The organism is Photobacterium sp. GB-50 (genome assembly GCF_003026755.1).
Lineage (GTDB): Bacteria > Pseudomonadota > Gammaproteobacteria > Enterobacterales > Vibrionaceae > Photobacterium.
In genome coordinates this window covers 98,941-124,787 of record NZ_PYNX01000009.1, presented here as the reverse complement: position 1 = coordinate 124,787, position 25,847 = coordinate 98,941, and the positions used below count along the sequence as shown (strand labels likewise).

At 44.3% G+C, this 25,847-nt stretch carries 27 protein-coding genes; 14 read left to right on the top strand and 13 right to left on the bottom strand.

What is annotated here, in order from left to right; all coding sequences use genetic code 11:
* Positions 1 to 96 precede the first annotated feature (96 nt).
* Both dinF and C9J41_RS13255 read left to right on the top strand, forming a co-directional pair.
* A complete protein-coding gene (gene dinF / locus C9J41_RS13260) occupies positions 97 to 1,443 on the top strand; it encodes an MATE family efflux transporter DinF (protein WP_107208651.1) in 1,347 nt (448 codons plus the stop codon).
* A 105-nt stretch (positions 1,444 to 1,548) separates the two neighbouring features.
* A complete protein-coding gene (locus C9J41_RS13255; protein WP_107208650.1) occupies positions 1,549 to 1,932 on the top strand; it encodes a 3D domain-containing protein in 384 nt (127 codons plus the stop codon).
* A gap of 73 nt (positions 1,933 to 2,005) precedes the next feature.
* On the opposite strand, the gene nfuA is transcribed toward C9J41_RS13255, so the two are convergent.
* Complete coding sequence (nfuA, locus tag C9J41_RS13250) at positions 2,006 to 2,584, bottom strand: Fe-S biogenesis protein NfuA (protein ID WP_005371977.1); 579 nt, start codon at positions 2,582 to 2,584, stop codon at positions 2,006 to 2,008.
* Positions 2,585 to 2,726: 142 nt separating this feature from the next.
* Positions 2,727 to 3,434 (bottom strand): ComF family protein, encoded by a 708-nt coding sequence (locus C9J41_RS13245; RefSeq protein WP_107208649.1) that lies wholly within the window; start codon positions 3,432 to 3,434, stop codon positions 2,727 to 2,729.
* Between the two features lie 35 nt (positions 3,435 to 3,469).
* Here C9J41_RS13245 and bioH point away from each other — a divergent pair, with 35 nt between their 5' ends.
* Together bioH and C9J41_RS13235 are read left to right on the top strand one after the other, a co-directional pair.
* On the top strand, positions 3,470 to 4,252 hold the full coding sequence (gene bioH, locus C9J41_RS13240; protein WP_107247044.1) for a pimeloyl-ACP methyl ester esterase BioH: 783 nt from the start codon (positions 3,470 to 3,472) through the stop codon (positions 4,250 to 4,252).
* 71 nt (positions 4,253 to 4,323) lie between these two features.
* Complete coding sequence (locus tag C9J41_RS13235; protein WP_105061159.1) at positions 4,324 to 4,782, top strand: ATP-dependent Lon protease; 459 nt, start codon at positions 4,324 to 4,326, stop codon at positions 4,780 to 4,782.
* Between the two features lie 67 nt (positions 4,783 to 4,849).
* Here the strand turns inward: C9J41_RS13235 and C9J41_RS13230 are convergent, their stop codons facing one another.
* Both C9J41_RS13230 and greB read right to left on the bottom strand, forming a co-directional pair.
* A complete protein-coding gene (locus C9J41_RS13230; protein ID WP_107294687.1) occupies positions 4,850 to 7,162 on the bottom strand; it encodes a Tex family protein in 2,313 nt (770 codons plus the stop codon).
* A 163-nt stretch (positions 7,163 to 7,325) separates the two neighbouring features.
* Positions 7,326 to 7,808: a transcription elongation factor GreB gene (greB, locus tag C9J41_RS13225; RefSeq protein WP_105061157.1), complete on the bottom strand. Its 483-nt coding sequence runs from the start codon at positions 7,806 to 7,808 to the stop codon at positions 7,326 to 7,328.
* A gap of 365 nt (positions 7,809 to 8,173) precedes the next feature.
* Here greB and ompR point away from each other — a divergent pair, with 365 nt between their 5' ends.
* A complete protein-coding gene (ompR, locus tag C9J41_RS13220; protein ID WP_005371969.1) occupies positions 8,174 to 8,893 on the top strand; it encodes a two-component system response regulator OmpR in 720 nt (239 codons plus the stop codon).
* Between the two features lie 3 nt (positions 8,894 to 8,896).
* Positions 8,897 to 10,228, top strand: a complete 1,332-nt coding sequence (gene envZ, locus C9J41_RS13215; protein ID WP_107247047.1) for a two-component system sensor histidine kinase EnvZ — start codon at positions 8,897 to 8,899, stop codon at positions 10,226 to 10,228.
* A 70-nt stretch (positions 10,229 to 10,298) separates the two neighbouring features.
* Here envZ and recG read toward each other — a convergent pair whose 3' ends face one another.
* From recG to C9J41_RS13185, 6 genes are all read right to left on the bottom strand, one after another.
* Positions 10,299 to 12,380, bottom strand: a complete 2,082-nt coding sequence (recG, locus tag C9J41_RS13210; protein WP_107292471.1) for an ATP-dependent DNA helicase RecG — start codon at positions 12,378 to 12,380, stop codon at positions 10,299 to 10,301.
* Positions 12,380 to 13,105, bottom strand: a complete 726-nt coding sequence (trmH, locus tag C9J41_RS13205) for a tRNA (guanosine(18)-2'-O)-methyltransferase TrmH (RefSeq protein ID WP_107292472.1) — start codon at positions 13,103 to 13,105, stop codon at positions 12,380 to 12,382. The genes recG and trmH overlap by 1 nt, the downstream gene beginning before the upstream one ends.
* Before the next feature lie 118 nt (positions 13,106 to 13,223).
* Entirely contained in the window at positions 13,224 to 15,326 is a 2,103-nt protein-coding gene (gene spoT, locus C9J41_RS13200) for a bifunctional GTP diphosphokinase/guanosine-3',5'-bis pyrophosphate 3'-pyrophosphohydrolase (protein ID WP_107207439.1), read from the bottom strand.
* Between the two features lie 17 nt (positions 15,327 to 15,343).
* Positions 15,344 to 15,619: a DNA-directed RNA polymerase subunit omega gene (gene rpoZ, locus C9J41_RS13195; protein ID WP_005371960.1), complete on the bottom strand. Its 276-nt coding sequence runs from the start codon at positions 15,617 to 15,619 to the stop codon at positions 15,344 to 15,346.
* Positions 15,620 to 15,670: 51 nt separating this feature from the next.
* On the bottom strand, positions 15,671 to 16,297 hold the full coding sequence (gene gmk / locus C9J41_RS13190) for a guanylate kinase (protein ID WP_107207440.1): 627 nt from the start codon (positions 16,295 to 16,297) through the stop codon (positions 15,671 to 15,673).
* 201 nt (positions 16,298 to 16,498) lie between these two features.
* Positions 16,499 to 17,362, bottom strand: coding sequence for a YicC/YloC family endoribonuclease (locus tag C9J41_RS13185; RefSeq protein WP_107207520.1), 864 nt, complete (start codon positions 17,360 to 17,362; stop codon positions 16,499 to 16,501).
* Positions 17,363 to 17,589: 227 nt separating this feature from the next.
* On the opposite strand from C9J41_RS13185, the gene rph reads away from it, so the two are divergent.
* Both rph and pyrE read left to right on the top strand, forming a co-directional pair.
* Entirely contained in the window at positions 17,590 to 18,306 is a 717-nt protein-coding gene (gene rph / locus C9J41_RS13180) for a ribonuclease PH (RefSeq protein ID WP_105061152.1), read from the top strand.
* Between the two features lie 145 nt (positions 18,307 to 18,451).
* Positions 18,452 to 19,093 carry an orotate phosphoribosyltransferase gene (pyrE, locus tag C9J41_RS13175; protein WP_045083819.1) on the top strand — a complete coding sequence of 214 codons (642 nt, stop codon included), beginning with the start codon at positions 18,452 to 18,454 and terminating at the stop codon, positions 19,091 to 19,093.
* Between the two features lie 76 nt (positions 19,094 to 19,169).
* On the opposite strand, the gene slmA is transcribed toward pyrE, so the two are convergent.
* The 3 genes from slmA to coaBC form a co-directional block, all read right to left on the bottom strand.
* Positions 19,170 to 19,760 (bottom strand): nucleoid occlusion factor SlmA, encoded by a 591-nt coding sequence (gene slmA, locus C9J41_RS13170; protein WP_005371955.1) that lies wholly within the window; start codon positions 19,758 to 19,760, stop codon positions 19,170 to 19,172.
* 233 nt (positions 19,761 to 19,993) lie between these two features.
* Positions 19,994 to 20,449 (bottom strand): dUTP diphosphatase, encoded by a 456-nt coding sequence (gene dut, locus C9J41_RS13165; protein WP_107207441.1) that lies wholly within the window; start codon positions 20,447 to 20,449, stop codon positions 19,994 to 19,996.
* A gap of 8 nt (positions 20,450 to 20,457) precedes the next feature.
* Positions 20,458 to 21,672, bottom strand: coding sequence for a bifunctional phosphopantothenoylcysteine decarboxylase/phosphopantothenate--cysteine ligase CoaBC (gene coaBC, locus C9J41_RS13160; RefSeq protein WP_107207442.1), 1,215 nt, complete (start codon positions 21,670 to 21,672; stop codon positions 20,458 to 20,460).
* A 233-nt stretch (positions 21,673 to 21,905) separates the two neighbouring features.
* Between coaBC and radC the strand changes: the two genes are divergently transcribed.
* From radC to C9J41_RS13130, 6 genes are all read left to right on the top strand, one after another.
* On the top strand, positions 21,906 to 22,580 hold the full coding sequence (gene radC, locus C9J41_RS13155; protein WP_107207443.1) for a DNA repair protein RadC: 675 nt from the start codon (positions 21,906 to 21,908) through the stop codon (positions 22,578 to 22,580).
* Positions 22,581 to 22,752: 172 nt separating this feature from the next.
* A complete protein-coding gene (gene rpmB / locus C9J41_RS13150) occupies positions 22,753 to 22,989 on the top strand; it encodes a 50S ribosomal protein L28 (RefSeq protein WP_005371944.1) in 237 nt (78 codons plus the stop codon).
* Positions 22,990 to 23,002: 13 nt separating this feature from the next.
* Positions 23,003 to 23,170: a 50S ribosomal protein L33 gene (rpmG, locus tag C9J41_RS13145; RefSeq protein ID WP_005371942.1), complete on the top strand. Its 168-nt coding sequence runs from the start codon at positions 23,003 to 23,005 to the stop codon at positions 23,168 to 23,170.
* 171 nt (positions 23,171 to 23,341) lie between these two features.
* Positions 23,342 to 23,860: a hypothetical protein gene (locus C9J41_RS13140; RefSeq protein ID WP_107260581.1), complete on the top strand. Its 519-nt coding sequence runs from the start codon at positions 23,342 to 23,344 to the stop codon at positions 23,858 to 23,860.
* A gap of 15 nt (positions 23,861 to 23,875) precedes the next feature.
* On the top strand, positions 23,876 to 24,685 hold the full coding sequence (mutM, locus tag C9J41_RS13135) for a bifunctional DNA-formamidopyrimidine glycosylase/DNA-(apurinic or apyrimidinic site) lyase (RefSeq protein ID WP_107294686.1): 810 nt from the start codon (positions 23,876 to 23,878) through the stop codon (positions 24,683 to 24,685).
* 142 nt (positions 24,686 to 24,827) lie between these two features.
* Positions 24,828 to 25,832 (top strand): NAD-dependent epimerase, encoded by a 1,005-nt coding sequence (locus tag C9J41_RS13130; protein WP_107260585.1) that lies wholly within the window; start codon positions 24,828 to 24,830, stop codon positions 25,830 to 25,832.
* Positions 25,833 to 25,847 lie beyond the last annotated feature (15 nt).

The window sequence follows — 25,847 nt, the reverse complement described above, 5'->3', positions numbered from 1 at the left end:
ATCTTATACGCTTTAATCAATAAGACTTTTGTCGCCATAATCAACTGGTTAAACTGCTCTGCTATATAACAAAAATTATCGCGGCAGAGGTAGTACGTGCTAGCAGCATTAAAAGACAAATCATTACATTATCAGGTGTTTGCATTAGCCCTGCCAATGGTACTTTCAAACATTACAGTACCGTTACTCGGGCTGGTGGATGCTGCTGTGATCGGACACCTTGATAAGTCGTGGTATCTCGGTGGCGTCGCGGTTGGCGGTACCATGATCAACGTTACATTCTGGTTGTTGGGTTTCTTACGCATGGCAACCACAGGGATTACGGCGCAAGCTTTTGGCCGAGAAGATAAACATGGGCAAGCGGCTATTTTTGTTCAAGGTATCGCGTTGGCATGGTTACTCGCGTTTATTCTTATTGCCTTACACCAACCTGTCAGCAGTGCTATTTTCCATTTCAGTGATGCTAGTAATGAAGTGAAAGTTTACGCAGAGCAATACTTTTCAATCCGTATTTGGGGAGCGCCTGCCGCTTTAGCAAACTTTGTCATCATGGGCTGGTTACTTGGGGCGCAAAATGCCAAGTTGCCAATGTGGCTTTTGATCATCACTAACCTTGTTAATATTCTTTTGGATGTTCTGTTTGTATTAGGCTTTGGCTGGAAAGTTCAAGGTGCTGCTTCTGCGTCGGTACTAGCTGATTATAGTGGTATGTTATTAGGGTTATGGTTTGTTTCTCGTCAATGGTTAGCGTTAGGTTTGCCGCCGTTAAAAGAAAAAATTATGGCTGCGCGACATGGTATGGGGCGACTACTTAAATTAAACCGAGATATCTTTTTACGGAGCTTGTGCTTACAAGCGACGTTTACCTTTATGACTTTCCAAGGTGCAACACTAGGCGATAATGTAGTCGCGGCAAACGCTGTGTTAATGAGCTTTTTAATGTTGGTGTCTTATGCCATGGACGGTTTTGCTTATGCGATGGAAGCATTAGTAGGAAAAGCCGTTGGTGCGAACAATCGTGATCAGTTAGGACGTTATTTAATTAACACTACATTTTGGAGTTTTATAATATCTGTTGCGCTTACATTGGCATTTTCTTTAGGTGGTGAGCGCATAGTAAGTTTGATCTCCGATCTTCCCGCGGTTCAAGCTGAAGCTGATATTTATTTGCCTTGGCTTGCTGCAGTACCATTAGTCGCTATGTGGTGTTTTTTACTGGATGGCGTCTTTGTTGGCGCGACGCAAGGGCGAGTTATGCGCAACAGTATGTTTGTTGCAACCAGTGGCTTTTTTGCCATTTGGTGGTTAATGGATAGCTATGGCAACCATGCATTATGGGCGGCGATGTTAGGTTTTATGGCATTACGTGGTGTGACATTAGCGGTTATTTTCGGTTACCAGTGGAAAAAAAATATTTTCTTATCTCCTGCATTAAAACAGTAAGTTAGATTTAAAATATACATTTTGTATTAATTTTGAGCAAAAAAAGCTATCAAACCTGATGTTCTTTTGGTTAAAATGCGAGCACTTTTTAGCCGGGTGTTGGATATGAAAAAGAATATTCTTGCTTATTTCTTACTGACTATTGCATTGGTGTTTAGCGTAAATAGCTTTGCTACTACCCATAAAAAAATGCATGTGACAGCGACAGCGTATAATTCTGTTAGGGCGCAGACAAGCTCACACCCTAACATTGCTGCATGGGGAGATAGGTTAAAACCAGGGATGAAAGTAATTGCCGTTTCACGGGATTTGTTGAAAAAAGGATTAAAACGAGGTGTAAAGGTTAAAATATCAGGTTTGCCCGGTGAATATGTTGTGCTGGATAAAATGAATCCCCGTTGGCGTAATAAGATTGATATTTACATGGGGAAAGACATTCGTGCCGCAAAACGCTGGGGACGAAAGAGAGTCACTCTCACCGTATTATAACGAGCATCTTGGTTTCAAAACGAAAAAGCCGCATCTTATATGCGGCTTTTTGATTTTCCGTTCATACTAAAAATTAGTAGTATGAATGCTCACCACGTGCGTGATCGGTAATATCACGAACGCCAGTTAGCTCACCTTCAAACTGTGCGAGTAGCTCTTTTTCGATGCCTTCTTTCAGTGTGACATCAACCATTGAACAACCATTACAGCCACCACCGAACTGTAAGATAGCAACGCCATCTTCAGTGATTTCTGATAAAGAAACGTGACCACCATGACCGGCAAGTTGTGGGTTAACTTGGGTTTGGATAACGTAATCAACACGCTCCATCAATGGTGCATCATCAGACACTTTACGCACTTTTGCATTCGGTGCTTTAAGTGTAAGTTGTGAGCCCATTTTGTCAGTAACAAAATCAATTTCAGCATCTTCTAAAAATGGCAGGCTTAGCTCATCAAGAAAAGCAGAAAATAGCTCTAGTTTGATTTCGGTGTCGCTTGCTTCAACCGCTTCAGGTGGGCAGTAGGATACACCACACTCAGCACTTTGAGTGCCTGGGTTAACAACAAAAACACGGATATTAGTACCCTCAGGCTGCTGGGCAAGAAGCTTGCCGAAGTGCTGCTGAGCGCTTTCAGTAATAGTGATCATTGACACGACGTAATACCTGACCTATTTAGTGAGTTTTCTCTATTCTACTCTTAGAGAGACGTTCTATCATCCCTAATATTAGCATTTTTAATTTCACCACGTTTTACATCATAATGCGCGACTTTTTTGTTATAAGTGATGACTATACGGGTTTTTCGGTATGACAAATCGTAATTATATCAACGCGCTTTACGCCTTGCTGGTGGAGTCTTTTGGTTAATAATGCCACGGTTGTTCCAGTTGTAACGACATCATCAACCAAGGCCACATGCTGCGGAAGCGCACAGTCTTTAATAGCAAAGGCATTGGCTAAATTAGTTTTACGTTGTTTTTTTGTCAGGGATTTTTGTGCTTGAGTATGGCGAGTCCTCACCAATACATTGTGATCAACTTGGGTACTAAGTTCACGAGCTAAGGCTAACGCTAAGTAATGACTTTGGTTAAATCCTCGTTGCCAATAACGCCAGCGGTGCAACGGAACAGGAAGCAATAAAGGGGCGGGGTCGGTAATTTGTTTTGCTAATTGTTTGGCTAATGGTTTTGCAAGCCAGAACTTTTTCCCAAATTTAAATTGGCTAACTAATTGCTGTAGAGGCGGTTGGTACTCACCTAAACGATACAATCGTTGCCAAGGTGGCGGAGTCGTCAAACACTGCCCACAATATTGTTCAGCGTTTAAAGTCGTTGTACCACATCGTTGGCAGTAAGGCGGGGATGGAAATTGAGAAAGACAATAATGACACCAATAATCATCATTGGGTTCGAGTGGTAACTGACATAAGCTACAGTGGCGAAATAATAGTTTACGGCAGGTGTGAGATAGCCAAGCCGTTGTGTTTTTTGGCATCATAAACAAAACCTCAAAAAACCGAATAAGGAAGTGTAATGGCGGTAATGCTTGATTGGCACAGTAAAGGTCAAGGCTCGGATCTGGTTCTCATTCATGGCTGGGGAATGAATGGTGCGGTATGGCAAGATGTGATCCCAGCCCTCGCTGAGCATTTTACTGTGCATTGGTGTGATTTACCGGGTTACGGTTATAGCGGTGATGTTACTGCGGAGTCCTTGGTCGAGATCACGCAAGCGGTATTAGCGCGCGCCCCTCAGAAAGCAGCGTGGTTAGGCTGGTCACTGGGTGGTCTAGTGGCAACGCAAGCGGCATTACTTGCACCTGAGCGTGTAACACAATTAATGACTTTAGCCAGTTCGCCAAGTTTTATGGCGCGAGAAAAATGGCGAGGGATCAAACCGGATGTACTCAGGAATTTTCAATCACAGCTCGCCTCTGATTTTAACTTAACGGTAGAGCGATTCTTAGCGTTACAAGCGATGGGCAGCCCGACAGCCCGACAGGATATAAAGAATTTAAAGCAAGCCGTACTTGAACGGCCGACGCCACAACCCTCAGCCTTGGCGCTGGGGTTAATGTTACTTGAAACCGTTGATCAGCGAGCAGAACTGTCATTGCTCACTCAACCTTGGCTACGAATGTATGGCCGCTTAGATGGCTTGGTACCCGTTAAAACAGAAGCCGCGATTAGCAAGCTCTGCCCACAGTCATTGAGTTATGTTTTTCAGTCTGCATCTCATGCACCGTTTATTTCACATCCTGATGAATTTATCGCTGCAGTGCGGCAGTTTATTGCTGAAGATGCTGTTGTATCTTAAAAATTACCGTTATGATTAAATAGTAACCACTTGGGTTTGTTTACTTTGCACATGGTGAATTTGTTTTCGGTATGAATATTTCTCCTCTACAAGCTGGTGGTGTGCCATTAGCCACAACGGTCAATCCGCCAACCGATCAAGTTGCGCGAGATAACCGAGTGCGAGAAAAAATTGTCCCGTTAACTGCAAGTAGTGCGGCGGCAGATGAAAAGCCAATAACCAGTGAAGAGAAACAGCTAAAAAAACCAAGTTGGGATCCGAGTGAACATCCGGATTATGATAAGCAAGATGATGAAATTTTAAAAGGTTATCAAGAGGATATTGCCCGTCTTGTTGATCTGCTATCTGCCAGTAATTATCTTGAGAAAGACAGTGCACTGGGTTACAGCATGCACATTAAATTACCGCGAGAATTACTTGAGCAATTAGATAAAATTAATCAAAACGAGCGGACTAAAGGGGTGGTGGCATTTAAGTATGCACAAGCCAGTGTGCCAAACCCGCCAACAGAATATCTACAAGTGATTTGATTTCTAGTAGATAAAAGAAAGCCAGACATCTCGTCTGGCTTTTTGTTTAACCTAATAAGACGTTAGCTTATTTTTTCTTGGCATTAGCAAAGGCTGCTGCAAACGCACCACCCATTGCGGCATTACCGTTATCACGTTGACGAGGTTGACTTCGTGCAGGACGTGCTGAATTATCGCGAGGTTGACGAGTCGGCTTCTCTTGTCCTGGCTCATCAGACAGACGCATCGACATACCAATACGCTTACGCTGTAAATCCACTTCCATCACTTTCACTTTGACGATATCACCGGCTTTTACCACTTCGCGCGGATCTGAAACGAACTTATCAGACAGGGCGGAGATATGGACTAAACCATCTTGGTGTACGCCGACATCAACAAAAGCACCGAAGTTAGTCACGTTAGTGATCACGCCTTCTAATACCATGCCAGGGATCAGATCTTTTACTTCATTAACGCCTTCGGCAAAGGTGGCTGTTTTAAACTCAGGACGAGGATCTCGACCAGGTTTATCCAGCTCGCTAATGATGTCGGTTACCGTTGGTAAGCCGAAATCAGCATCGGTGTAATCAGCGGCTTTTAAGCTACGTAGGAAATCGGTGTTACCTATGATCGCATCAACCGGTTTATTATTAGCAGCCGAAATAGCTTTAACTACCGCATAAGATTCTGGGTGAACTGCAGAGCTATCAAGTGGGTTTTTACCGTTCATTATCCGTAAGAATCCAGCGCACTGCTCAAAGGCTTTTGGCCCTAAACGGCCGACTTTTTTCAGGGCTGTACGCGCATCAAAGCGACCATTTTCATCACGGTAGTTCACGATGTTTTGTGCGATGGTGGCGTTCAAACCTGCCACGCGTGTCAGTAGTGCAGCAGATGCAGTATTGACATCCACACCCACGGCGTTTACACAGTCTTCTACGACAGCATCGAGGCGTTTCGCTAACATGTTTTGGCTAACATCGTGTTGGTATTGACCTACACCGATAGATTTCGGATCAATTTTTACTAACTCTGCTAATGGGTCTTGCAGGCGACGACCAATAGACACCGCGCCACGGATAGAAACATCTAGGTTTGGGAATTCATTTGCAGCAAGCTCTGATGCAGAGTATACCGATGCACCGGCTTCACTCACCATTACGCTTTGTACTTTTAGATTATTATCTTTAAGTAGTTTGGCAACAAACGCATCTGTTTCACGTGAAGCAGTACCATTACCAATCGCAATTAAGTTAACGTTATGCTTGTTGATTAAGGCTAAAACAACTTTGCTTGATTCTGCAATTTTGTTGTGGGGTTGGTGCGGGTAGATGGTGGCAGTATCGAGTAACTTGCCGGTTTCATCAACCACTGCAATCTTACTCCCTGTTCGTAAACCAGGATCGAGTGCTAGTGTGACGCGAGGACCGGCAGGGGCAGCCATTAGCAAATCTTTCAGGTTGTCGGCGAACACTTGCATCGCGCCATCTTCGGCTTTTTCACGCAGTGCGCTCATCAGTTCGGTTTCCATGTGCATTAAAATCTTAATGCGCCATGCCCAACTTATCACTTGCTTACGCCATGCATCAGCTGGTGCCGAGCCCAGTTTTACGCCGTAGTGATCGGCAATAATCACTTCACAGTAAGAGCCTCGCACGCCTTCATCTTGGTTGGGATCAGCATTCAATGCTAATTGTAGGAAGCCTTCATTACGCCCACGAAATAGCGCGAGTGCGCGGTGAGATGGAATGGTTTTTAATGGCTCGTTATATTCAAAGTAATCTTTAAATTTCGCACCATCGTGCTCTTTGCCATCGACAAGACGTGAAGTCAGTTCTGCTTGACCGTTTAACTGGCGACGGATTTTATCAAGCAAGGTTGCATCTTCAGCAAAGCGCTCCATTAAGATTGCGCGAGCGCCATCCAGTACTGCTTTGGTATCAGCAAAGCCTTGCTCTGGATTCAAAAATTGTTCAGCTGCTTGCTCAGGAGTGTTGTCTGGTTGGCTCCAAAGCAGATCAGCTAAAGGCTCAATACCGGCTTCAATGGCAATTTGACCTTTAGTGCGGCGCTTAGGCTTGTAAGGCAAGTAAAGATCTTCAAGACGGGTCTTACTGTCTGCTGTCTTGATTTCAGCCTCTAGCGCAGGGGTCAATTTACCTTGCTCAGTAATCGATTTTAAAATGACCTGACGACGATCATCGAGCTCACGTAAGTAGCCTAAACGTGATTCTAAATTACGAAGTTGGGTATCATCCAAGCCGCCAGTGACTTCTTTACGGTAACGGGCAATAAAAGGCACGGTGTTACCATCATCGAGCAGTGTGACTGCTGCATTGATTTGTTCATTTCGAACATTCAGTTCGCTGGCAATCAGCTGATTGATAGAGTTGCTCATCCGTAGGTATCTCTTGTTTATCGTTAAGCTTACATTCTACGTCTCCCGATGAGAGTGGCAAGTTTACCGATGTTAAGAGTGTGTCAGTGAGCAGAAAAAAGATCGGAAAAGAAGCCGTGTACATAACGAACGGCTTCTATCGTATGCAGTAATGATGATTTAATTACTCAATGTCGGTGTCGTAGCGAATTTCATTGATAAACCATTCTTTCTTGCCAAGCGGAGTGGTAACGACAATATCATCATCGACTTCTTTGCTGAGTAGTGCCCGCGCCATGGGAGAATCAATTGAGATATAGTCGTTTCTGCCATAAATTTCGTCAGGACCAACGATGCGAAAGGTCTTTGTTTCTCCCGCTTCATTTTCAATTTCCACCCAAGCACCAAAGAAGACTTTGCCATCTTGTTGCGGGGAGTAATCAATCACCTTTAATACATCTAAGCGTTTACGTAGAAAGCGGACGCGACGGTCAATTTCACGCAAGCGTTTTTTATTGTATTGGTAGTCGGCATTTTCAGATCTATCACCCAGACTGGCAGCCCAAGTGACTTTCTTGGTCACTTCAGGGCGATCTTCACGCCATAGGAAATCAAGTTCTTTTTTTAATTTATTGTAACCTTCACGCGTCACCAGGTTGGTTCTCATAGCTATCCTTATAACATGACGTGAACGAGGAATGGGGCGATGATCTAACGCTTAGACGGATGGGTCAATAAGCGCAATAATAAATTGTCGCGGTAAGTTTCAAATTATGTAGAAATTAAAGATGAGATATAACAGAGAGCAGGTGTCTTTTCACTAAGATAAAACAGAGTGCAACCCTAGTTTTCACTTCATTTTAGCTTTTTTATAATTACTTAATTGACTCAGGCGCTTATCTGGCGCATAAAACGAATATACATACTCTGTTACATATTTGCCTGAAAAAAACGCAGGAAATTCTGAGTCTGTTTAGTGAGCTGACGTACACTACGGCAAAAGCTCAAGACCTCGACCGCTGAAGGTGGATTATGCAAGAAAATTACAAAATTCTGGTTGTTGATGATGACATGCGCTTACGCGCGCTATTAGAACGTTATTTATCTGAGCAAGGATTTCAGGTTCGAAGTGTGGCAAATGGCGAGCAAATGGATCGTCTATTAGCCCGCGAAACGTTTCATCTAATGGTGTTAGATTTAATGCTACCAGGTGAAGATGGCTTATCAATTTGTCGTCGCTTACGTAATGCCAATAACATGTTACCTATTTTGATGCTAACAGCAAAAGGTGATGAGGTTGATCGCATTGTTGGTCTTGAAGTGGGCGCTGATGATTATCTGCCTAAACCGTTTAACCCACGAGAGCTGTTAGCGCGTATTCGTGCGGTACTACGTCGTCAAACAATTGAAGCACCGGGCGCACCTAGTGTTGATAGTAAGATGATTGAATTTGGCGAATTCCGTTTAAACTTAGGTACCCGTGAAATGTTCCGTGGCGATGTTCCTATGCCATTAACGTCTGGTGAGTTTGCGGTATTAAAAGCATTGGTTACTAATGCCCGTGAGCCGATGTCACGTGATAAGTTGATGAATATGGCGCGTGGTCGTGAGTATTCTGCAATGGAGCGTTCTATCGACGTACAAATCTCACGTTTACGTCGTATGGTTGAAGAAGATCCAAGCCGTCCACGTTATATCCAAACAGTGTGGGGTTTAGGTTACGTCTTCGTTCCTGATGGTCGCGAGGCGTAAGCCATGCGTTTATCGCCAAAAAGCACATTTGGTCGAACGTTAATCCTATTAGCTGGCTTGCTTATCGCAAGCCAGATTTTTTCGTATCTGACCATAGTTAATTACGCCTTATTACCCAGTATTCAGCAATTCAACCGCATTTTATCTTATGAAGTAAAATTGATGCTTAACGATGAATTGGTGATGCCGGATGATCAATGTGTACACCTTGACCGTCCTCTTCGTCGTAAACTATTAGAAGAGTTAGGTCTCACCTTAGTCGCGCCTGGTAGTGAAGCGGCCAAACCTTTCCATGATGCGATGCATATCGGTTATCTCAGTGAGCAGATGACCAAAGATCTTGGTTCGCCAACCGATGTGCGTTTATTGCTCGGTGCTGACAGTTATGTGCTGTGGCTAAAAACCGATGCGATGCCAAATTTCTTAATGCGGGTCCCGTTATCCGAGCTGCAAGAAGAAGACTTTGCGCCGCTATTTCGCTATAGCCTGATCATTGCCTTTCTTGTGATTGCTGGCGGCTGGTTATTCATTCGGATCCAAAACCGTCCATTAATGGAATTGGAACAGGCTGCACTTATGGTGGGACGTGGTGAAACGCCGCCACAACTTCCTGAGCAAGGTGCCTCTGAAATTCGCTCAGTCACCAAAGCCTTCAATCAGATGTCACAGGGCATTAAACAGCTAGAAGACGATCGCGCACTGTTAATGGCAGGCGTCAGCCACGACTTACGTACACCATTAACCCGTATTCGTCTGGCTACAGAAATGATGTCACCTGAAGATAGTTATTTAGCGGAATCGATGATCACTGATACCGAAGAGTGTAACGCGATCATTAGTCAGTTTATGGATTATCTAAAATCGACCAAGAAGCAGGAAGAAGAAGATATCGACCTGAATACCTTGTTGATTGATGTTGCGCATACTGAAGGCAGTTACGGTAAAACAATTGATCAGCAACTCGGTGAGATCCCAGGTTCGGTGTCAGCAAACGCAGTTGCGCTTAAACGTGCGGTAGCCAATCTTGTGGTGAACGCGCAGCGCTATGGTAAGGGTTGGGTGAAGATCTCGAGTGGGGCTTCTGCTGATCGTAAATCGGTATGGTTCTGTGTTGAAGACGATGGGCCGGGTATTGCGCCTGATCAGGTCACTAAGATGTTCCAACCCCTTACGCGTGGTGATTCCGCTCGCGGTAGTGAAGCGGAAGGGACAGGGTTAGGACTTGCGATTGTGAAGCGTATTGTTGATCAGCATGATGGTGTTATTTTAGTGCGTAACCGCAGCGAAGGTGGTTTACGCGTTGAAGTGACGTTACCACTACATAAAATGAAGTAAGTCAGCAAATGAAAAGCCCACATTACCGCGCGGTAATGTGGGCTTTGTTGTATTTGTACTTTACCAATAACTAAGCGTTTGAGTAGTTTTCTCGTTGTCCTAGCCAGCGATCAATGATGGCTTTGGCGTTATCGGGGTAACTGTCATGAATATAGCGAGCCAGCTTCTGCACTTGTGGGATCATGTATTGGTCACGGATAAGATCGGCGACCTTAAATTCAGCAATACCGGTTTGTTTGGTACCTAATAATTCACCTGGGCCACGAATTTCTAAATCTCGTTGGGCGATCACAAAACCATCACTACTTTGACGTAATACCCCTAAACGCTTTTGTGCGGTTTTAGACAGGGGGGCGTGATAAAGCAATACACAGTGACTCGCAACTTTTCCTCGACCGACACGTCCACGTAGCTGGTGGAGCTGCGCTAAGCCTAATCGTTCAGGGTTTTCAATCACCATTAAACTGGCATTGGGTACATCCACTCCGACTTCAATCACGGTTGTGGCAACTAACAAATTCAGCTCACCAGCTTTGAAACTTGCCATCACCGCTTGTTTTTCTGCGGCTTTCATTCGTCCGTGTACTAAACCAATTTTTAAATCAGGCAGTAAACCCGTCAGTTCATCGGCAGTATCTGAGGCGGCTTGGGCTTCCAACACTTCTGATTCATCAATCAAGGTACATACCCAATAGGCTTGGCGTCCTTCATTAACGCAAGCTGATCGAATACGCTCGATAATTTCAGGGCGACGGGCATCGGGTAAGGCAACAGTTTGGATCGGTGTTCGGCCGGGGGGCAGTTCATCAATGACCGAGGTATCCATATCGGCATAAGCTGTCATGGCAAGAGTACGTGGAATGGGGGTTGCTGTCATGACTAACTGATGTGGATAGCGACCCTCATTGGCCCCTTTTTCTCGTAGCTCTAAACGCTGATGGACACCAAATCGGTGTTGTTCATCGATGATAACGAGTGCTAAATTTTCAAATTTAACGTGGTCTTGGAATAAGGCATGCGTGCCGACCACCATCTTCACTTCACCACTCGCAATACGGGCAAGTTCCGTTTCGCGCGCTTTGCCTTTCAACTTACCTGCCATCCAACCAACCTGAATACCCATAGGATTAAGCCAGTTGGCAAAGTTGATGGCATGTTGCTCTGCCAGTAATTCCGTTGGTGCCATTAAGGCGACTTGAAAGCCATGTTCGATGGCGCGTAGGGCGGCAAGAGCGGCAACTAAGGTTTTACCTGAGCCAACATCCCCTTGAACTAAACGCATCATTGGTTGCGGCTTAATAAGATCGGTTTCAATGTCAGCGACAACACGTTGCTGCGCACCTGTTGGAGTGAACGGCAGACTATCGAGCAGTTGCTGCTTTAATGAATCTTTTGCGGCAAGTGGCCAAGCACTATGTTGTTGTCCTTTGCTGCGCAATGCCAACATCGATAAATTTTGCGCCAACAATTCTTCTAAAATTAACCGGTGTTGAGCAGGATGCTTACCTGCTTCTAATTGATCTAGTGAGATATCAGGTGTTGGACGATGCATCGCACGTAATGCCTGTGCAAGCGTCATTTGACGGTCGTATAAACCTTCAGGCAGTAGTTCTGTCACCGCGGCCTTATCGAGCAAGTTGAGCGCTTGGTCGGTTAGGTTACGCAGGGTCTGTTGACGTAAGCCATCAGTGGTTGGATATACTGGTGTTAAGGTTTCTTCAACACTAAGCTCGGTTGGCTCTGAGAAAATACGGTAATCCGGATGAATAATCTCAAGACCGAATTTACTGCCTTTGATTTCGCCGTAAGCCTTAACTTGTTTACCTTCAGCAAAGCTATTTTTCATTGCTGCATTGAAATTAAAAAAGCGCAGCGTAACAGAGCCTGTGCCGTCTCCAATTTTTACTGCCAGCATTTTACGTTTACCAAAAGTAATACTGGTATGGTGGACTTCACCTTGAACGGTCAAGTGTTGCCCTGGCATGGCTCGATTGATAGGCCAAATACGAGTGCGATCCTCATAGCGCAATGGTAAGTGAAACAGTAAATCTTGGACATTATGGAGCCCAATCTTTTCCAGTTTCTCTGCCATTTTTGCTCCAACGCCAGAGAGTTCAGCTAGCGAAATAGTATTGAGGAGTTGTCCGCTCATTACTCGTTATTCTCCATTGCGGGTTGGCGTTTTTTCATTTTCTTCGCTTGCATGGCTGCCCACCATGCTTCATCAGCAACAATCTGACCTTGATCATCGAGTTGTGGGTAAGGTAAGCCCTTTTGTTGTGCGACTTTAGCAAGAACAGGATGCCCGCGTTCAAATAGGATTCGGTTAACGACATCATCTGGTAGTAAGGTTTTTTCACGCTCATACATACCAGCATTTTGACGTTGGCGTTGTGCTTCGTACAAAATCAACGCGCTTGCGACTGACACATTTAATGACTGCACCATACCGACCATTGGAATGATGATATCTTGATCGGCCATCGCTAGCGCTTCAGTTGTGATCCCGTTTTTCTCTCCGCCTAAAATAATCGCTGTTGGTTTGGTGTAATCAACATCACGAAAATCAATCGCAGTATCAGATAGGTTGGTAGCCAGTACCTGCATGCCTTGATCTTTTAATGCTTGTACGGCTTCAACCATAGAATCATGGGTATCTAATTCAACCCAGTTACGCGCACCAGCCGAAGTATGGCTTAATACTTTCATCCCTTCTTTGGGCCAAACGGCATGGACTTTATGTACACCGACAGCATCAGCTGTGCGGATTATCGCTGAGACATTATTTGGTTTGTGGACTTCTTCCATACATACCGTCAGATCGGGCTGACGCGTTGCCAATACTTGGTGGATACGTTGAAAACGATCTGGGGTCATGGAGGTTACCTAATGAAAACAAATGAGATAGGTTAATGATAATAAGGCTTTATTGCCAAATACACAAAACGCCCAATAAAGGGCGTTTTTATGATGAAAACTGTGCGTATCTTAACGCTTAGTTTTTCTGGCGCGCGACACGTACGACATTTGGCATAATACGAATTCGACGCATAATGTTGGCTAAATGAATGCGGCTACGTGTGGTTAACTTAACGGTGATGGTGTATAAACGGCCATCTTTTTCTTCCGTCGCTAAGCCTTGAATATTCGAGCCTGTCGCAGCAATAGTGTTAGTGAGATCGGCTAATGCACCTTGGTGGTTTTGCATATCAACTTTCAAGCTGGTAACAAATTCCTGATCGAAGTCTTCACTCCATTCTACCGCCATGTACTTATCCGGCTCTTTACGATAACCACGGACATTGGCACATTCTTCACGGTGGATCACTAACCCTTTCCCTGGACTAACATGGGCAATGATTGGATCGCCATGGATCGGATGACAGCAGTTAGCAAAGGTTAATAAAATGCCATCAGCGCCTTGAATTGGTAAGCGACGATCATTTTCTTTTGGCGTGAGCTCATCGACATTGCCTAACAAACGACGAGCAATGACCACACTCATCACTTCACCTAAGCCGATTTCAGCGAGAAGATCATCCATTGAGCTGAGTTTGAGATCAGACAATACCTTGGTAATATTTTCGTTAGCAATATTATCAATATTAGTGCCACCAAGAGCATGGTTTAGCAAGCGACGACCTAAAGTAATCGACTCGTCACGACGCATGGTTTTCAGCACTTGGCGGATCTTCGTGCGGGCACGGGATGTCACCACGTAGTTAAGCCATGCAGCGTTAGGTCTAGCGCCAGGAGCACTAATGATATCAACGGTTTGACCGTTTTTAAGTGGTTTGCTTAGTGGATAAGGTTGGCGATCAACGCGAGAGCCAACACAAGCATTACCGACATCAGTATGCACGGCGTAAGCAAAATCTACCGCGGTTGCGCCAACAGGTAATTCAACAATACGGCCTTTCGGGGTAAAAACGTAAATCTCATCAGGGAAAAGATCGGATTTTACGTTCTCAATAAATTCAAATGAGCTACCTGCACTTTGTTGAAGTTCAAGTAAGCTTTGCATCCAACGCTGGGCTTTAACTTGCGCTGTAGTACCTGAGCTTTCGCCATCTTTGTAGGTCCAGTGCGCAGCAACGCCTTTGTCTGCCATTTGATCCATGTCTTCGGTACGAATCTGTACTTCAACGGGAACACCATGAGGGCCAACAAGCGAGGTATGCAGCGATTGATAGCCATTGGCTTTCGGGATCGCAATGTAGTCTTTCATGCGGCTAGGACGGGGTTTGTACAGGTTATGTACTTGTCCTAATACGCGGTAGCAGGTATCTAAATCACTCACAAGTACACGGAAAGCATAGATATCCATGATGGAGTGGAAACGCTGCTCTTTGTTCTTCATCTTGTTATAGATAGAGAACAAGTTTTTCTCACGACCTAATACGGTAGCGTGAATTCCCGCATCACTGAGGCGACCCTCAATTTCAGCGTGAATTTTATTGATCATCTCTTTACGGTTACCACGCGCCGCAGCTACCACTTGCTTTAATACACGGTAGCGATTTGGGTATAACGCTTCAAAGCCAAGCTCTTCAAGTTCAGATTTGATGTTATGGATACCCAGACGGTGGGCTAGAGGAGAGAATATTTCAAGAGTTTCGCGGGCAATACGACGACGTTTATCGGGGCGAAGGGCACCGAGTGTTCGCATATTGTGGGTACGGTCAGCCAGCTTAATCAAAATTACGCGAATATCATGCGCCATTGCCATGATCATTTTGCGGAAGTTTTCAGCTTGTGCTTCTTTTCGATCTCGAAACTTTAATTTATCGAGTTTCGATACGCCATCGACCAATTCTGCGACAGTGTCGCCAAAACGGCTGGCGAGATCTTCTTTAGTGACCTCGGTATCTTCGATAACGTCATGAAGCAATGCCGCCATGAGCGTTTCAATATCGAGACGCATTTCCGCCAAGATGCGAGCAACCGCAACGGGGTGGATAATATAAGGCTCGCCAGTGGAGCGAGTTTGCCCTTCGTGTGCGTCGCGAGCAACGAGAAAAGCCTGCCTAAGAGCCTCTAGCTGAGGCTCTGGCAGGTACTCGATTGCGACTTCTTTCAGGCTATCAAAAAGATACAATTCGCCCGGTTCCCTGATTAACGGTGGTCGCCAGCAATAGCACTAACTGCTGCTAATTCAGCAGCTTCTTGCTCTTGCAGTTCCTGACGCTCACGAGCATCAAGGATATCTTTAGTAATTAGGCCTTCTTCGATTTCACGAAGTGCAATTACTGTGTACTTGTCGTTTTCTTCAGGAACCAATGGATCCTTACCGCCGGTTTGCATTTGACGTGCGCGGCGAGCAGCAATTTGGATCAGATCGAAACGGTTGCCAATTTTATCAACAGCGTCTTGAACGGTTACGCGTGCCATGGAGGACTCCAGTGGTTATTAAATTAGGAATAGAAAATTGTACAAAATAACTTACTGATCTGCTAGTAGTGCAGACAACATGCTCTTATATTTAGCAGCTTGTTTGTCTTGCTTCAATCGTTCAGCACGAATAATTGCTTTAAAGTCGATTAAAGCAACATCAAAATCATCATTTACGATAACATAATCATACTCATCGTAGTGTGAGATTTCTGAACGAGCTTCTTGCATACGACGTTCAATAACAGCTTCGCTATCTTGACCGCGCGCATTTAGACGACGCTCTAATTCCTCTTTTGAAGGAGGAAGGATGAATAAGCTCTTAGCCGCTGGCATTTGTGTGCGAATTTGACGCGCACCTTGCCAGTCGATATCAAGGAATACATCAATTCCTTTATTTAATTGCTCTTCGATCCATGGGCGTGAAGTGCCATAGTAGTTGCCGAATACTTCTGCATGTTCAAGGAATGCACCTTGTTCTACCAAGTCAGTAAATTCTTCTACGCTAACGAAATTGTAATGAACACCGTGTTCTTCACCCGGGCGCATACCACGAGTTGTGTGGGACACGGATACTTTCATGTCATAGGTCGGGTTTGTTTCAAGAAGGGCATTAATCAGACTTGATTTACCAGCACCGCTTGGGGCCGACACGATGTATAGAGTACCTTTGCTCATTGCCTATTTTCACTCAGTGATAGAAGGGCGCGAAGATTATCATGATCTGCGCATAATTGAAATTAGCTAGTTGCTGGAAAATTCATCTTTTTGTGCGATATAGCTTAAGCCTAGTTGGCTTTAATGCGTTTTTCATAATTGCAGCAGCTAATCAACGACAACCAAGGAAGCGATGGCTTCCTTGATTGAGCGATTATCGAGTTATTCGATATTCTGGATTTGTTCGCGCATTTGTTCAATCAAGACTTTAAGTTCAACTGCAGAAGCTGTGACTTCAGTGTTGATTGATTTTGATGCGAGGGTGTTAGATTCACGGTTGAACTCTTGCATCATGAAGTCTAAACGACGGCCACATGCGCCACCTTTTGCGATGATTTTTTGGGTTTCTTTCACGTGAGAATCAAGGCGATCAAGCTCTTCTGCGACATCACTCTTTTGCGCGAGCATGATCAGCTCTTGTTCAATGCGGTTCGCATCAAGATCAACTTTTGCCTCTTCAAGGCGAGACATAATGCGCTCACGCTGCCAGTTGATGATTTCTGGCATCATAGTGCGTACCTTGGTTGCTTCAACCGAAATAGCATCCAGACGTTGGTCGATAAGCTGCTTCATGTTATCGCCTTCGCTTGCACGTGCGGCAATGAAGTCATCCATAGCGAGTTCAAAACCCGTCAGTAGATCTTTGTTAATCGCATCTAAGTCTTGCTCTGGCGCTTCCATCACACCCGGCCAATTAAGGACTTGGAATGGGCCGATATTACCTTCACCCGCGGTTTCTTTTACCCATTTAGCAGCAGTAATAACTTGTTTTGCTAACGCTTCATTGATGGTTAGCGCTGTGTTTGCGGCAATATTGGCTTCAAAACGTAGATTACATTCCACTTTACCGCGAGCAAGACGTTTACGGAAACGCTCACGTAATACTGGCTCTAAGCTACGGAATTGCTCAGGCATACGAATGTAGGTTTCAAGATAACGTTGATTTACTGAGCGGATCTCCCACACAGCAGTGCCCCAATCGCCTTTAATTTCGCGACGGGCATAAGCAGTCATACTATGGATCATGGCTTTTGGCCTTTTAGTTGAGAATGGTGCGACGACTAACTTACCGTTACCCACGATAAGTCTTAATTATTCATAACAGGTGCGTCGTTACCGGGTGTTGAGATTATATGCGATATTGGCCTCAAGGGGCTACTGTTTGTCAGCTTACGTTATCGTTTTCTCGTGCACTGAGATTGAGTTATCGCTATAATCGCCGGTTAATATCATCCAGCCAAAGGGAAATCCCGATGCGTCCAAGCGGAAGAAGTGCGACTCAAGTTCGTCCAATCACTATTACTCGCCAATATACAGCCCATGCTGAAGGTTCAGTACTGGTTGAGTTTGGTAATACCAAGGTTATTTGTACCGCGAGTGTAGAAGAAAATGTTCCGCGCTGGTTAAAAGGCAAAGGCCAAGGTTGGGTGACGGCTGAATATGGCATGTTACCTCGTGCTACGCATACGCGTAACCGTCGAGAAGCTGCGAGTGGCAAGCAAGGTGGACGTACGATGGAAATCCAACGTCTTATTGCACGTAGCTTGCGTGCTGCGGTTGATTTAAAAGTATTAGGCGAGCAGATGATCACCGTTGACTGTGATGTTATTCAGGCTGATGGTGGCACACGTACCGCATCTATTACCGGTGCGATGGTGGCACTGGTTGATGCAATTAATTACATGCTAGAAAAAGGCATGATTAAGAAAAGCCCACTGAAAGGTATGGTCGCTGCGGTATCTGTGGGTATCTATAAAGGCGAACCTATTTGCGATTTGGAATATCTTGAAGATTCAGCGGCTGAAACCGACATGAATGTGGTGATGACAGAAGAAGGCAAGATGATTGAAATCCAAGGTACTGCCGAGGGTGAAGCCTTTAGCCATGAAGAATTACTGGCAATGCTGGCTCTGGCGAAAGACGGTATAACCGATATTATTTCGATGCAGAAGCAAGCGTTAGCAAATTGATATTAAGCGGTTCCTATTGGGAGCCGCTTTTTTTTAGCTAAAACTGAATATCAAGTGGAGTACTTGTTGGTTTTAGTTGTTACCTGATGAGTGTTAGGTAACAGGTACATTGTTAAAACACAGAGAAGTAGTTTAAGGAGACACAATGAAAGCATATCAGCGTCAGTTTATTGAATTTGCCCTAGAGAAAGGTGTATTAAAATTTGGTGAGTTCACATTGAAGTCAGGTCGTAAGAGTCCGTACTTCTTTAATGCTGGCTTATTTAATACCGGTCGTGATTTAGCACGTCTTGGTCGTTTTTATGCTGAAGCTTTGGTTGATGCCAAGATTGAATTTGATGTGTTGTTTGGCCCAGCGTATAAAGGGATCCCGATTGCAACCACAACGGCAGTTGCGCTTGCTGATCACCATGATGTTGATACGCCATATTGCTTTAACCGTAAAGAAGCAAAAAATCATGGTGAAGGTGGCAACTTAGTCGGCAGCGCACTAGACGGTCGTATTATGTTAGTTGATGATGTGATCACGGCAGGTACGGCGATTCGTGAGTCAATGGAAATCATTAAAGCGAATGGCGCAGATTTAGCTGGCGTTTTAGTGGCGATTGATCGTCAAGAAAAAGGGCAAGGTGAATTATCTGCGATTCAAGAAGTTGAACGTGACTTTGGTTGTGCGGTTATTTCAATTGTCTCGCTAGGCGATGTGGTGACCTACCTTTCTGAGCAAGCAGGCATGGAACAACATCTTGAAGCGGTAAAAGCGTACCGTGCCGAGTATGGTGTATAAGTACGGCTTAAGAAAAAAGAGATAATAAAAAAGCGAGGGCTGAGGCTCTCGCTTTTTTGTGTCCGTCAACTAAGTATTAGCCTAATTGCGCACTTAATAGCTCCCAGTATTCATCAAAGTTTGCCGTTGGCTTGTATTTGAAGTTAGAGCGAACATAGCGGTTTAAACTGCCTTCTACTTGACCTAGAAGTTGTGCTGCTAAAACTGACTCATCAACAGGAAAGCCTTTACCCTCACGAATTTTACGCTCTTTTAAGATCTGGCGAAGTTGCGATTCAACACGTTCGAACAGTTGATTAATACGAGATTGAAGACGATCTTGTTCAAACATCAGAGCATGGCCAGTCATGATACGAGTTAAACCTGGGTTACGCTCAGCAAACATGAGGATGAACTGCATCACCATACGTAAACGGTTCAGTGTATCTTTTTCATCATCTAAAATGCGGTTAATACGCGTGGTAATTGAATCTTCAATAAATTCAATTAACCCTTCAAACATACGCGCTTTGCTTGGGAAGTGGCGGTAGAGTGCTGCTTCTGAAACTCCAACATTCGCGGCTAGCATTTTGGTCGTGATGCGTTGACTGCCTTGGTTGGACTCCAGCATATGCGCTAAGCACTGAAGTATTTCCTCGCGGCGATTGTTCTTTTTGGTGCCTGCCATGAATTATCGTTCCTTTACAAAATGAGACTGTCCATGGACAGTATGAAACCCGCCTATCTTAGCGATGCCTTGGCGTTGTGAAAAGTAGCGCAATCGAAATGTACGTATTTTTATTCGCAAAAAAAGCGCAAGCTGAAGAGGTTGCGCTTTGCTTTAATATGTTGCCTTTATTTTATCATCAAAATTGATAATACATGGCTAATTAGATCACGCTTTTTTAACATCAATAGCGATTAGCTACGGCCTGAATGACCAAAACCACCTTCGCCACGATCTGTGCTATTAAAATTTTCAACGATATTAAACTGCGCTTGTACCACAGGTAAGAAAACCAATTGAGCAATACGATCACCTGGTTCAATAGTAAATGTGGTTTCACCTCGGTTCCACACCGACACCATTAATTGACCTTGGTAATCAGAGTCGATAAGGCCAACAAGATTTCCCAAAACAATGCCGTGCTTATGGCCAAGGCCTGAGCGAGGCAGGATGGTTGCCGCAAGATTTGAATCGCCAATATGGATCGCAAGACCTGTTGGTACAAGATGGGTCTCACCCGGTGCGACGGTTAATGCTTCATCTAAACAAGCGCGTAAATCTAAACCAGCAGAACCTTCGGTTGCATACGCTGGGAGTGGGAATTCATTGCCAACTCGTGGGTCAAGAATCTTCAGATCAATACTATTCATATTTTGCTCTATTGTTTCGCTTGTTGGTAAAGGTTAATAATTTCATTGACTAATTGCAGCCCAAGCTCTGATTTGGCAGCAAGAGGTAGTGCTTTATCACCGTTAGACCAGTAAAGGTGTAGCGCGTTGTTATCACTATTAAAGCCTTGGTCTTGTACCGACACATCGTTGGCGCAAATCATATCAAGGTTTTTCTTTGCCAGTTTACCACGTGCATATTGCTCAACATCTTGTGTCTCTGCTGCAAACCCGACCGTAAATGGGCGGTTTTCTGTTAAGGCCGCTACGCTGGCAACAATATCAGGGTTTTTCACTAACTGAATCACCATCTCATCATTACCGTCTTGTTTTTTCATCTTTTGAGTTGCGAGATGAGCTGGACGGAAATCTGCAACGGCAGCACAAGCAATAAAAATGTGGTGATTAACGGCATGTTCAAGTGCCGCTTGGTGCATCTCTTGGGCACTACTGACATTAATACGCGTTACACCATCAGGTGTGGTTAAATTTACTGGGCCACTGATTAGGGTGACGTTTGCACCACGCTTTGCTGCTGCTTGAGCAATGGCGTAGCCCATTTTTCCTGAGCTGTAGTTACTTAGATAACGTACTGGATCAATCGCTTCTCGTGTAGGACCTGCCGTTACCACAATATTTAGACCACTAAGGTCTTGTGGCTGAAAAAAGTCTTCGCAGCAATGTACCAGTTGCATGGGTTCTAGCATACGACCAGGGCCTACATCACCACAGGCTTGCTCACCACTTGCAGGTCCCCAAATACGGCAGCCGCGACGTTGTAAGGTGGCAATATTCTCTTGTGTTGCGATATTGCGGTACATTTGCTGATTCATCGCAGGGCTAACAGCGATTGGTGCATCGGTTGCGAGACACAGCGTTGTCAGTAAGTCATTGCCCATCCCCGCACTCATTCGAGCAATCAGATCCGCTGTCGCAGGTGCTAAGAGGACTAAATCTGCCCATTTAGCTAATTCAATATGACCCATGGACGCTTCTGCGGAAGGATCTAGCAAGCTATCTGAAATGGGGTGGCCTGACACGGCTTGCATGGTGAGTGGGGTTATAAACTCTTTTGCAGCTGTGGTCATGACAATGCGCACTTGCGCCCCACGTTCAATAAGTCGTCGGGTGAGCTCTGCACATTTGTAAGCAGCGATACCGCCGCTAATGCCGAGAAGAATTTTTTTTCCTGCCAGTGTTTGCATTCGTCTGCCTGTGTCTTGGGCTTATAAATTGGCAACAAGATACCACCAAAGTAATTTTTGATCATCGATTCGGATCAACTCTGAATTGAATGGGAAGTTGTATGCCTCGCATTTTGAGTACTGAATATTTTATTGATTACTTTTTCGCTGTGACTGTTTTCTAAAAAAGCGTCTTGTTAGGTTGTGATAATGGTGTCGGCTGTTTTGCTAGTGGTATATCAATGGGAGGGATTATGTCATTAAAGCAATTGCCAGCCGCATCGCGACCGCGAGAAAAATTATTATCTCATGGCTCTGATGCATTAACCGATGCTGAATTATTAGCCATTTTTTTACGCACCGGTACTCAAGGAATGAATGCACTGGAATTAGCGACCCATTTACTGGATGAGTTTGGATCTCTTCGAGCACTGCTTGGTGCTGAAAAACAGATATTTTGTCAGGTTAAAGGTTTGGGACCGGCCAAATTTGCACAATTGCAGGCAGTTTTAGCACTGAATGAGCGGTATTTAGAAGAAACTTTAAAAAAAGATGATGTCCTCACAAGCCCGCAAAATACCCGTCGATATTTAGCGCGAAAATTACGTGATAAACAGCGTGAAGCCTTTTATATCCTGTTTTTAGATAACCAGCACCGAGTGATCACAGGAGAGGTTTTATTTGAAGGAACGATCGATTGTGCGAGCGTTTATCCACGTGAAGTTGTAAAAAGATCACTAGAACTTAATGCAGCAGCGCTCATTTTAGCGCATAATCACCCATCAGGCGTCGCTGAACCTAGTCAGGCTGACCGTCGAATAACGCGCAAAATCAGTGATTCGCTGGCTTTGGTCGATATTCGTGTTCTGGATCATTTTGTTGTTGGTGATGGAGAGATTGTTTCTTTCACCGAGCGTGGTTGGCTATAAAATAGCCGATTTTTCGATAAAAAAGTGAGAAAGGATCTGCTCGGGACTTGAGCAACTGGTTTTGACTTAGTATAATGCGCGACCTTTGATAGCTGTGGTTATCTGTGAAAATTATTTTTACAGTGAATTTCTACAGTAGATATCGAGCTGAAACGATTTGGAGAAGACAGTAATGTCCCGAGTATGCCAAGTAACTGGTAAGCGTCCTGTAACGGGTAACAACCGTTCACACGCACGTAATGCCACCAAGCGTCGTTTTCTGCCGAACCTGCAAACTCATCGTTTCTGGGTAGAAAGCGAAAAACGCTTCGTTAAACTACGCCTTTCTGCGAAAGGCATGCGTATCATCGATAAGAAAGGCATTGATGTCGTTCTTGGTGAAATGCGTGCTCGCGGCGAGAACGTTTAAGAGGATTTAAAGAATGGCTAAAGGCATTCGTGAGAAGATCCGTCTAGTATCATCTGCTGGTACAGGCCACTTCTACACTACCGACAAGAACAAGCGCAACATGCCAGGCAAATTTGAGATCAAGAAATTTGATCCAGTAGTTCGCCAGCACGTGCTTTACAAAGAAGCTAAAATCAAGTAATTGGTTTTATCAATCTTTGATAAAAACCCAGCCTAGCTGGGTTTTTTTATATCTATTACTTTTCTATTTAACACCGCTGACTTCCTTTCTGTTACTTATTTATCTGCCAATGGTGCAATGACCTTACCAGTGTTATCTTTATTCTCATTAAGATAAGACAGGAATGGATGAATGCGCTTAACTCGACGTGGCTGGAATAACATTATCATCATTGGTGTATTGTGCTTTATCGCGATAATTAAATTGCCCGATTTACTTCGCGAACGATTTACCCCCAAAGAAGCGGTGACAAAAACTGTAACCGAGCAAGTAAATAATATTCCCAATACTGTTTTTGTCCTCTCGCCAGATCTTTTGATTCAGCGAGTTGTTTTTCCACATTTTACGCTTAAGCAAAGTAACGGGCAGTGGCAAAGCTCGTCTAAGTTATCGATTTCAGCCAGTGAGTTAATACAACGTTGGCAACATCTACAAGGCACTGTGGTGGATGAAGCAACAATATCAAAGTTAAGTTTACAGTTACCGCCTCCACAGACGATAGAAGTTTTGGGGGAGCAACAAATAGAACCGATTCGATTAACAGTTTATGCCTTACCTAAATTTTGGTTGTTCAATAATGGTCAACAATGGGTTGCTGTGTCTGTTGCTGCGGATTATCTGTTTCCGACGTCTGTATCAAATAACCAATAAAAACGAGATTGAGTCATGCCTGAATTACCAGAAGTAGAAGTGAGTCGAATGGGGATATCTCCTCATGTCATAGATCAAACGGTAAAACAAATTATTGTCCGTAATCCTCGATTGCGGTGGCCTATTCCTGAAGCGATTAAAGCGATAGAAGGGCAAGTGATTCGTGGGGTGACACGTCGCGCTAAATACTTGTTACTAGAAACGGATGTCGGTTATGCGATTGTGCATTTAGGGATGTCAGGCAGCTTACGTGTTTTACCCGTCGGAACCCCGGTTGAAAAACACGATCACGTTGATTTGGTTCTGACTAGTGGTGAAGTGCTACGCTATAACGATCCTAGGCGCTTTGGCGCGTGGTTATGGGAAGAGAAAGGGGTAACACACCCTGTGCTCGATAAAATGGGTCCAGAGCCGCTGAGCGACGATTTTAACGTAGAATATCTACATGAAAAAGCACAGGGAAAACGGACAGCAATAAAACAATTTATTATGGATAATCATGTGGTTGTTGGTGTGGGTAATATTTATGCCAATGAATCTCTGTTTGCGGCTGGTATTCACCCTAAACGTGCGGCTGGCAAAATCTCACTTGCTCGTATGACGAAGCTGGTGGCAGAGATCAAATCGGTATTAGCCTTTGCCATTCAACAGGGCGGTACGACATTAAAAGATTTTAAAAACGCAGACGGAAAACCGGGATATTTTGCACAGGAGCTGCAGGTGTATGGTAAAGCAGGTAAACCTTGCCCTAAATGCGGTAAGGCTTTAAGTGAAGCCAAAATAGGTCAACGCGCGACAGTGTTCTGCAGTGATTGCCAGAAGTAGGTTCGATAATAATTAACCTAGGTATCATTATTATTGAGTCAGTTGGTTTGGGATTAACCTTTGTTGATTGATCTAAAATGGTATTATGCCCACAGTATTTAGGTTGAGTAGCGCATAATGAAGCGTTATTGAGGATAGAAAAATGAAATATCTCATCACTGGTGTTGCTGGTTTTATTGGTAGTGTAATCACCGAACGTTTATGTGCTCAAGGCCATCAAGTCATTGGTATCGATAATCTTAATGATTACTACGATGTATCACTTAAACAAGCGCGTTTAGCTCGTATTGCTCATCCAAGTTTTACTTTTATCGAATTAGATTTAGCGGATCGTGAGGGTATTGCTAACTTATTTGCAGAGCAGCAATTTAACCGCGTTATCCACTTAGCGGCACAAGCAGGCGTACGTTACTCGATTGATAACCCATTGGCCTATGCTGATAGTAACTTGGTGGGACATCTCACGATTTTAGAAGGTTGTCGTCATAATAAGGTTGAGCATCTGGTTTATGCGTCTTCAAGCTCAGTATATGGCTTAAATCATAAGACACCGTTTAATACGGCAGATAGCGTTGACCATCCCATTTCACTTTATGCTGCAACTAAAAAATCTAATGAGTTGATGGCACATACCTATTCGCATCTTTACGGTGTTCCAACGACGGGCTTACGCTTCTTTACTGTTTATGGCCCATGGGGGCGTCCAGATATGGCATTGTTTAAATTCACCAATGCGATAATGGAAGGTAAAGAGATCGATGTGTATAACCATGGCGATATGCGCCGCGATTTCACTTATATCGATGATATCGTTGAAGGTGTGATGCGTATTCAGGATGTGATCCCACAGCCCAATGCTGATTGGACAGTAGAAACTGGCTCACCAGCAACCAGCTCTGCCCCATACCGCGTGTATAACATCGGTCACGGCAGCCCTGTAAAACTGATGGATTATATTGAAGCGTTGGAAGAGGCTTTAGGTATCGAAGCGAAGAAAAACTTCATGGACATGCAACCGGGTGATGTTTACATGACGTACGCAGATACAGACGATTTATTTAAAGCGACGGGCTATAAGCCTGAAGTGAAAGTCAAAGAAGGTGTAAAAGCCTTTGTTGATTGGTATCGCGAGTTTTACAAAAAATAAGAAAAGGCGCATAAA

Coding starts and splice junctions, on each gene's coding strand:
- C9J41_RS13255 (WP_107208650.1), top strand. CDS start 1,549: ATGAAAAAGAATATTCTTGCTTATTTCTTACTGACTATTGCATTGGTG.
- nfuA (WP_005371977.1), bottom strand. CDS start 2,584: ATGATCACTATTACTGAAAGCGCTCAGCAGCACTTCGGCAAGCTTCTT.
- C9J41_RS13245 (WP_107208649.1), bottom strand. CDS start 3,434: ATGATGCCAAAAAACACAACGGCTTGGCTATCTCACACCTGCCGTAAA.
- bioH (WP_107247044.1), top strand. CDS start 3,470: ATGGCGGTAATGCTTGATTGGCACAGTAAAGGTCAAGGCTCGGATCTG.
- C9J41_RS13235 (WP_105061159.1), top strand. CDS start 4,324: ATGAATATTTCTCCTCTACAAGCTGGTGGTGTGCCATTAGCCACAACG.
- C9J41_RS13230 (WP_107294687.1), bottom strand. CDS start 7,162: ATGAGCAACTCTATCAATCAGCTGATTGCCAGCGAACTGAATGTTCGA.
- greB (WP_105061157.1), bottom strand. CDS start 7,808: ATGAGAACCAACCTGGTGACGCGTGAAGGTTACAATAAATTAAAAAAA.
- ompR (WP_005371969.1), top strand. CDS start 8,174: ATGCAAGAAAATTACAAAATTCTGGTTGTTGATGATGACATGCGCTTA.
- envZ (WP_107247047.1), top strand. CDS start 8,897: ATGCGTTTATCGCCAAAAAGCACATTTGGTCGAACGTTAATCCTATTA.
- recG (WP_107292471.1), bottom strand. CDS start 12,380: ATGAGCGGACAACTCCTCAATACTATTTCGCTAGCTGAACTCTCTGGC.
- trmH (WP_107292472.1), bottom strand. CDS start 13,105: ATGACCCCAGATCGTTTTCAACGTATCCACCAAGTATTGGCAACGCGT.
- rpoZ (WP_005371960.1), bottom strand. CDS start 15,619: ATGGCACGCGTAACCGTTCAAGACGCTGTTGATAAAATTGGCAACCGT.
- gmk (WP_107207440.1), bottom strand. CDS start 16,297: ATGAGCAAAGGTACTCTATACATCGTGTCGGCCCCAAGCGGTGCTGGT.
- C9J41_RS13185 (WP_107207520.1), bottom strand. CDS start 17,362: ATGATCCATAGTATGACTGCTTATGCCCGTCGCGAAATTAAAGGCGAT.
- rph (WP_105061152.1), top strand. CDS start 17,590: ATGCGTCCAAGCGGAAGAAGTGCGACTCAAGTTCGTCCAATCACTATT.
- pyrE (WP_045083819.1), top strand. CDS start 18,452: ATGAAAGCATATCAGCGTCAGTTTATTGAATTTGCCCTAGAGAAAGGT.
- slmA (WP_005371955.1), bottom strand. CDS start 19,760: ATGGCAGGCACCAAAAAGAACAATCGCCGCGAGGAAATACTTCAGTGC.
- dut (WP_107207441.1), bottom strand. CDS start 20,449: ATGAATAGTATTGATCTGAAGATTCTTGACCCACGAGTTGGCAATGAA.
- coaBC (WP_107207442.1), bottom strand. CDS start 21,672: ATGCAAACACTGGCAGGAAAAAAAATTCTTCTCGGCATTAGCGGCGGT.
- radC (WP_107207443.1), top strand. CDS start 21,906: ATGTCATTAAAGCAATTGCCAGCCGCATCGCGACCGCGAGAAAAATTA.
- rpmB (WP_005371944.1), top strand. CDS start 22,753: ATGTCCCGAGTATGCCAAGTAACTGGTAAGCGTCCTGTAACGGGTAAC.
- rpmG (WP_005371942.1), top strand. CDS start 23,003: ATGGCTAAAGGCATTCGTGAGAAGATCCGTCTAGTATCATCTGCTGGT.
- C9J41_RS13140 (WP_107260581.1), top strand. CDS start 23,342: ATGCGCTTAACTCGACGTGGCTGGAATAACATTATCATCATTGGTGTA.
- mutM (WP_107294686.1), top strand. CDS start 23,876: ATGCCTGAATTACCAGAAGTAGAAGTGAGTCGAATGGGGATATCTCCT.
- C9J41_RS13130 (WP_107260585.1), top strand. CDS start 24,828: ATGAAATATCTCATCACTGGTGTTGCTGGTTTTATTGGTAGTGTAATC.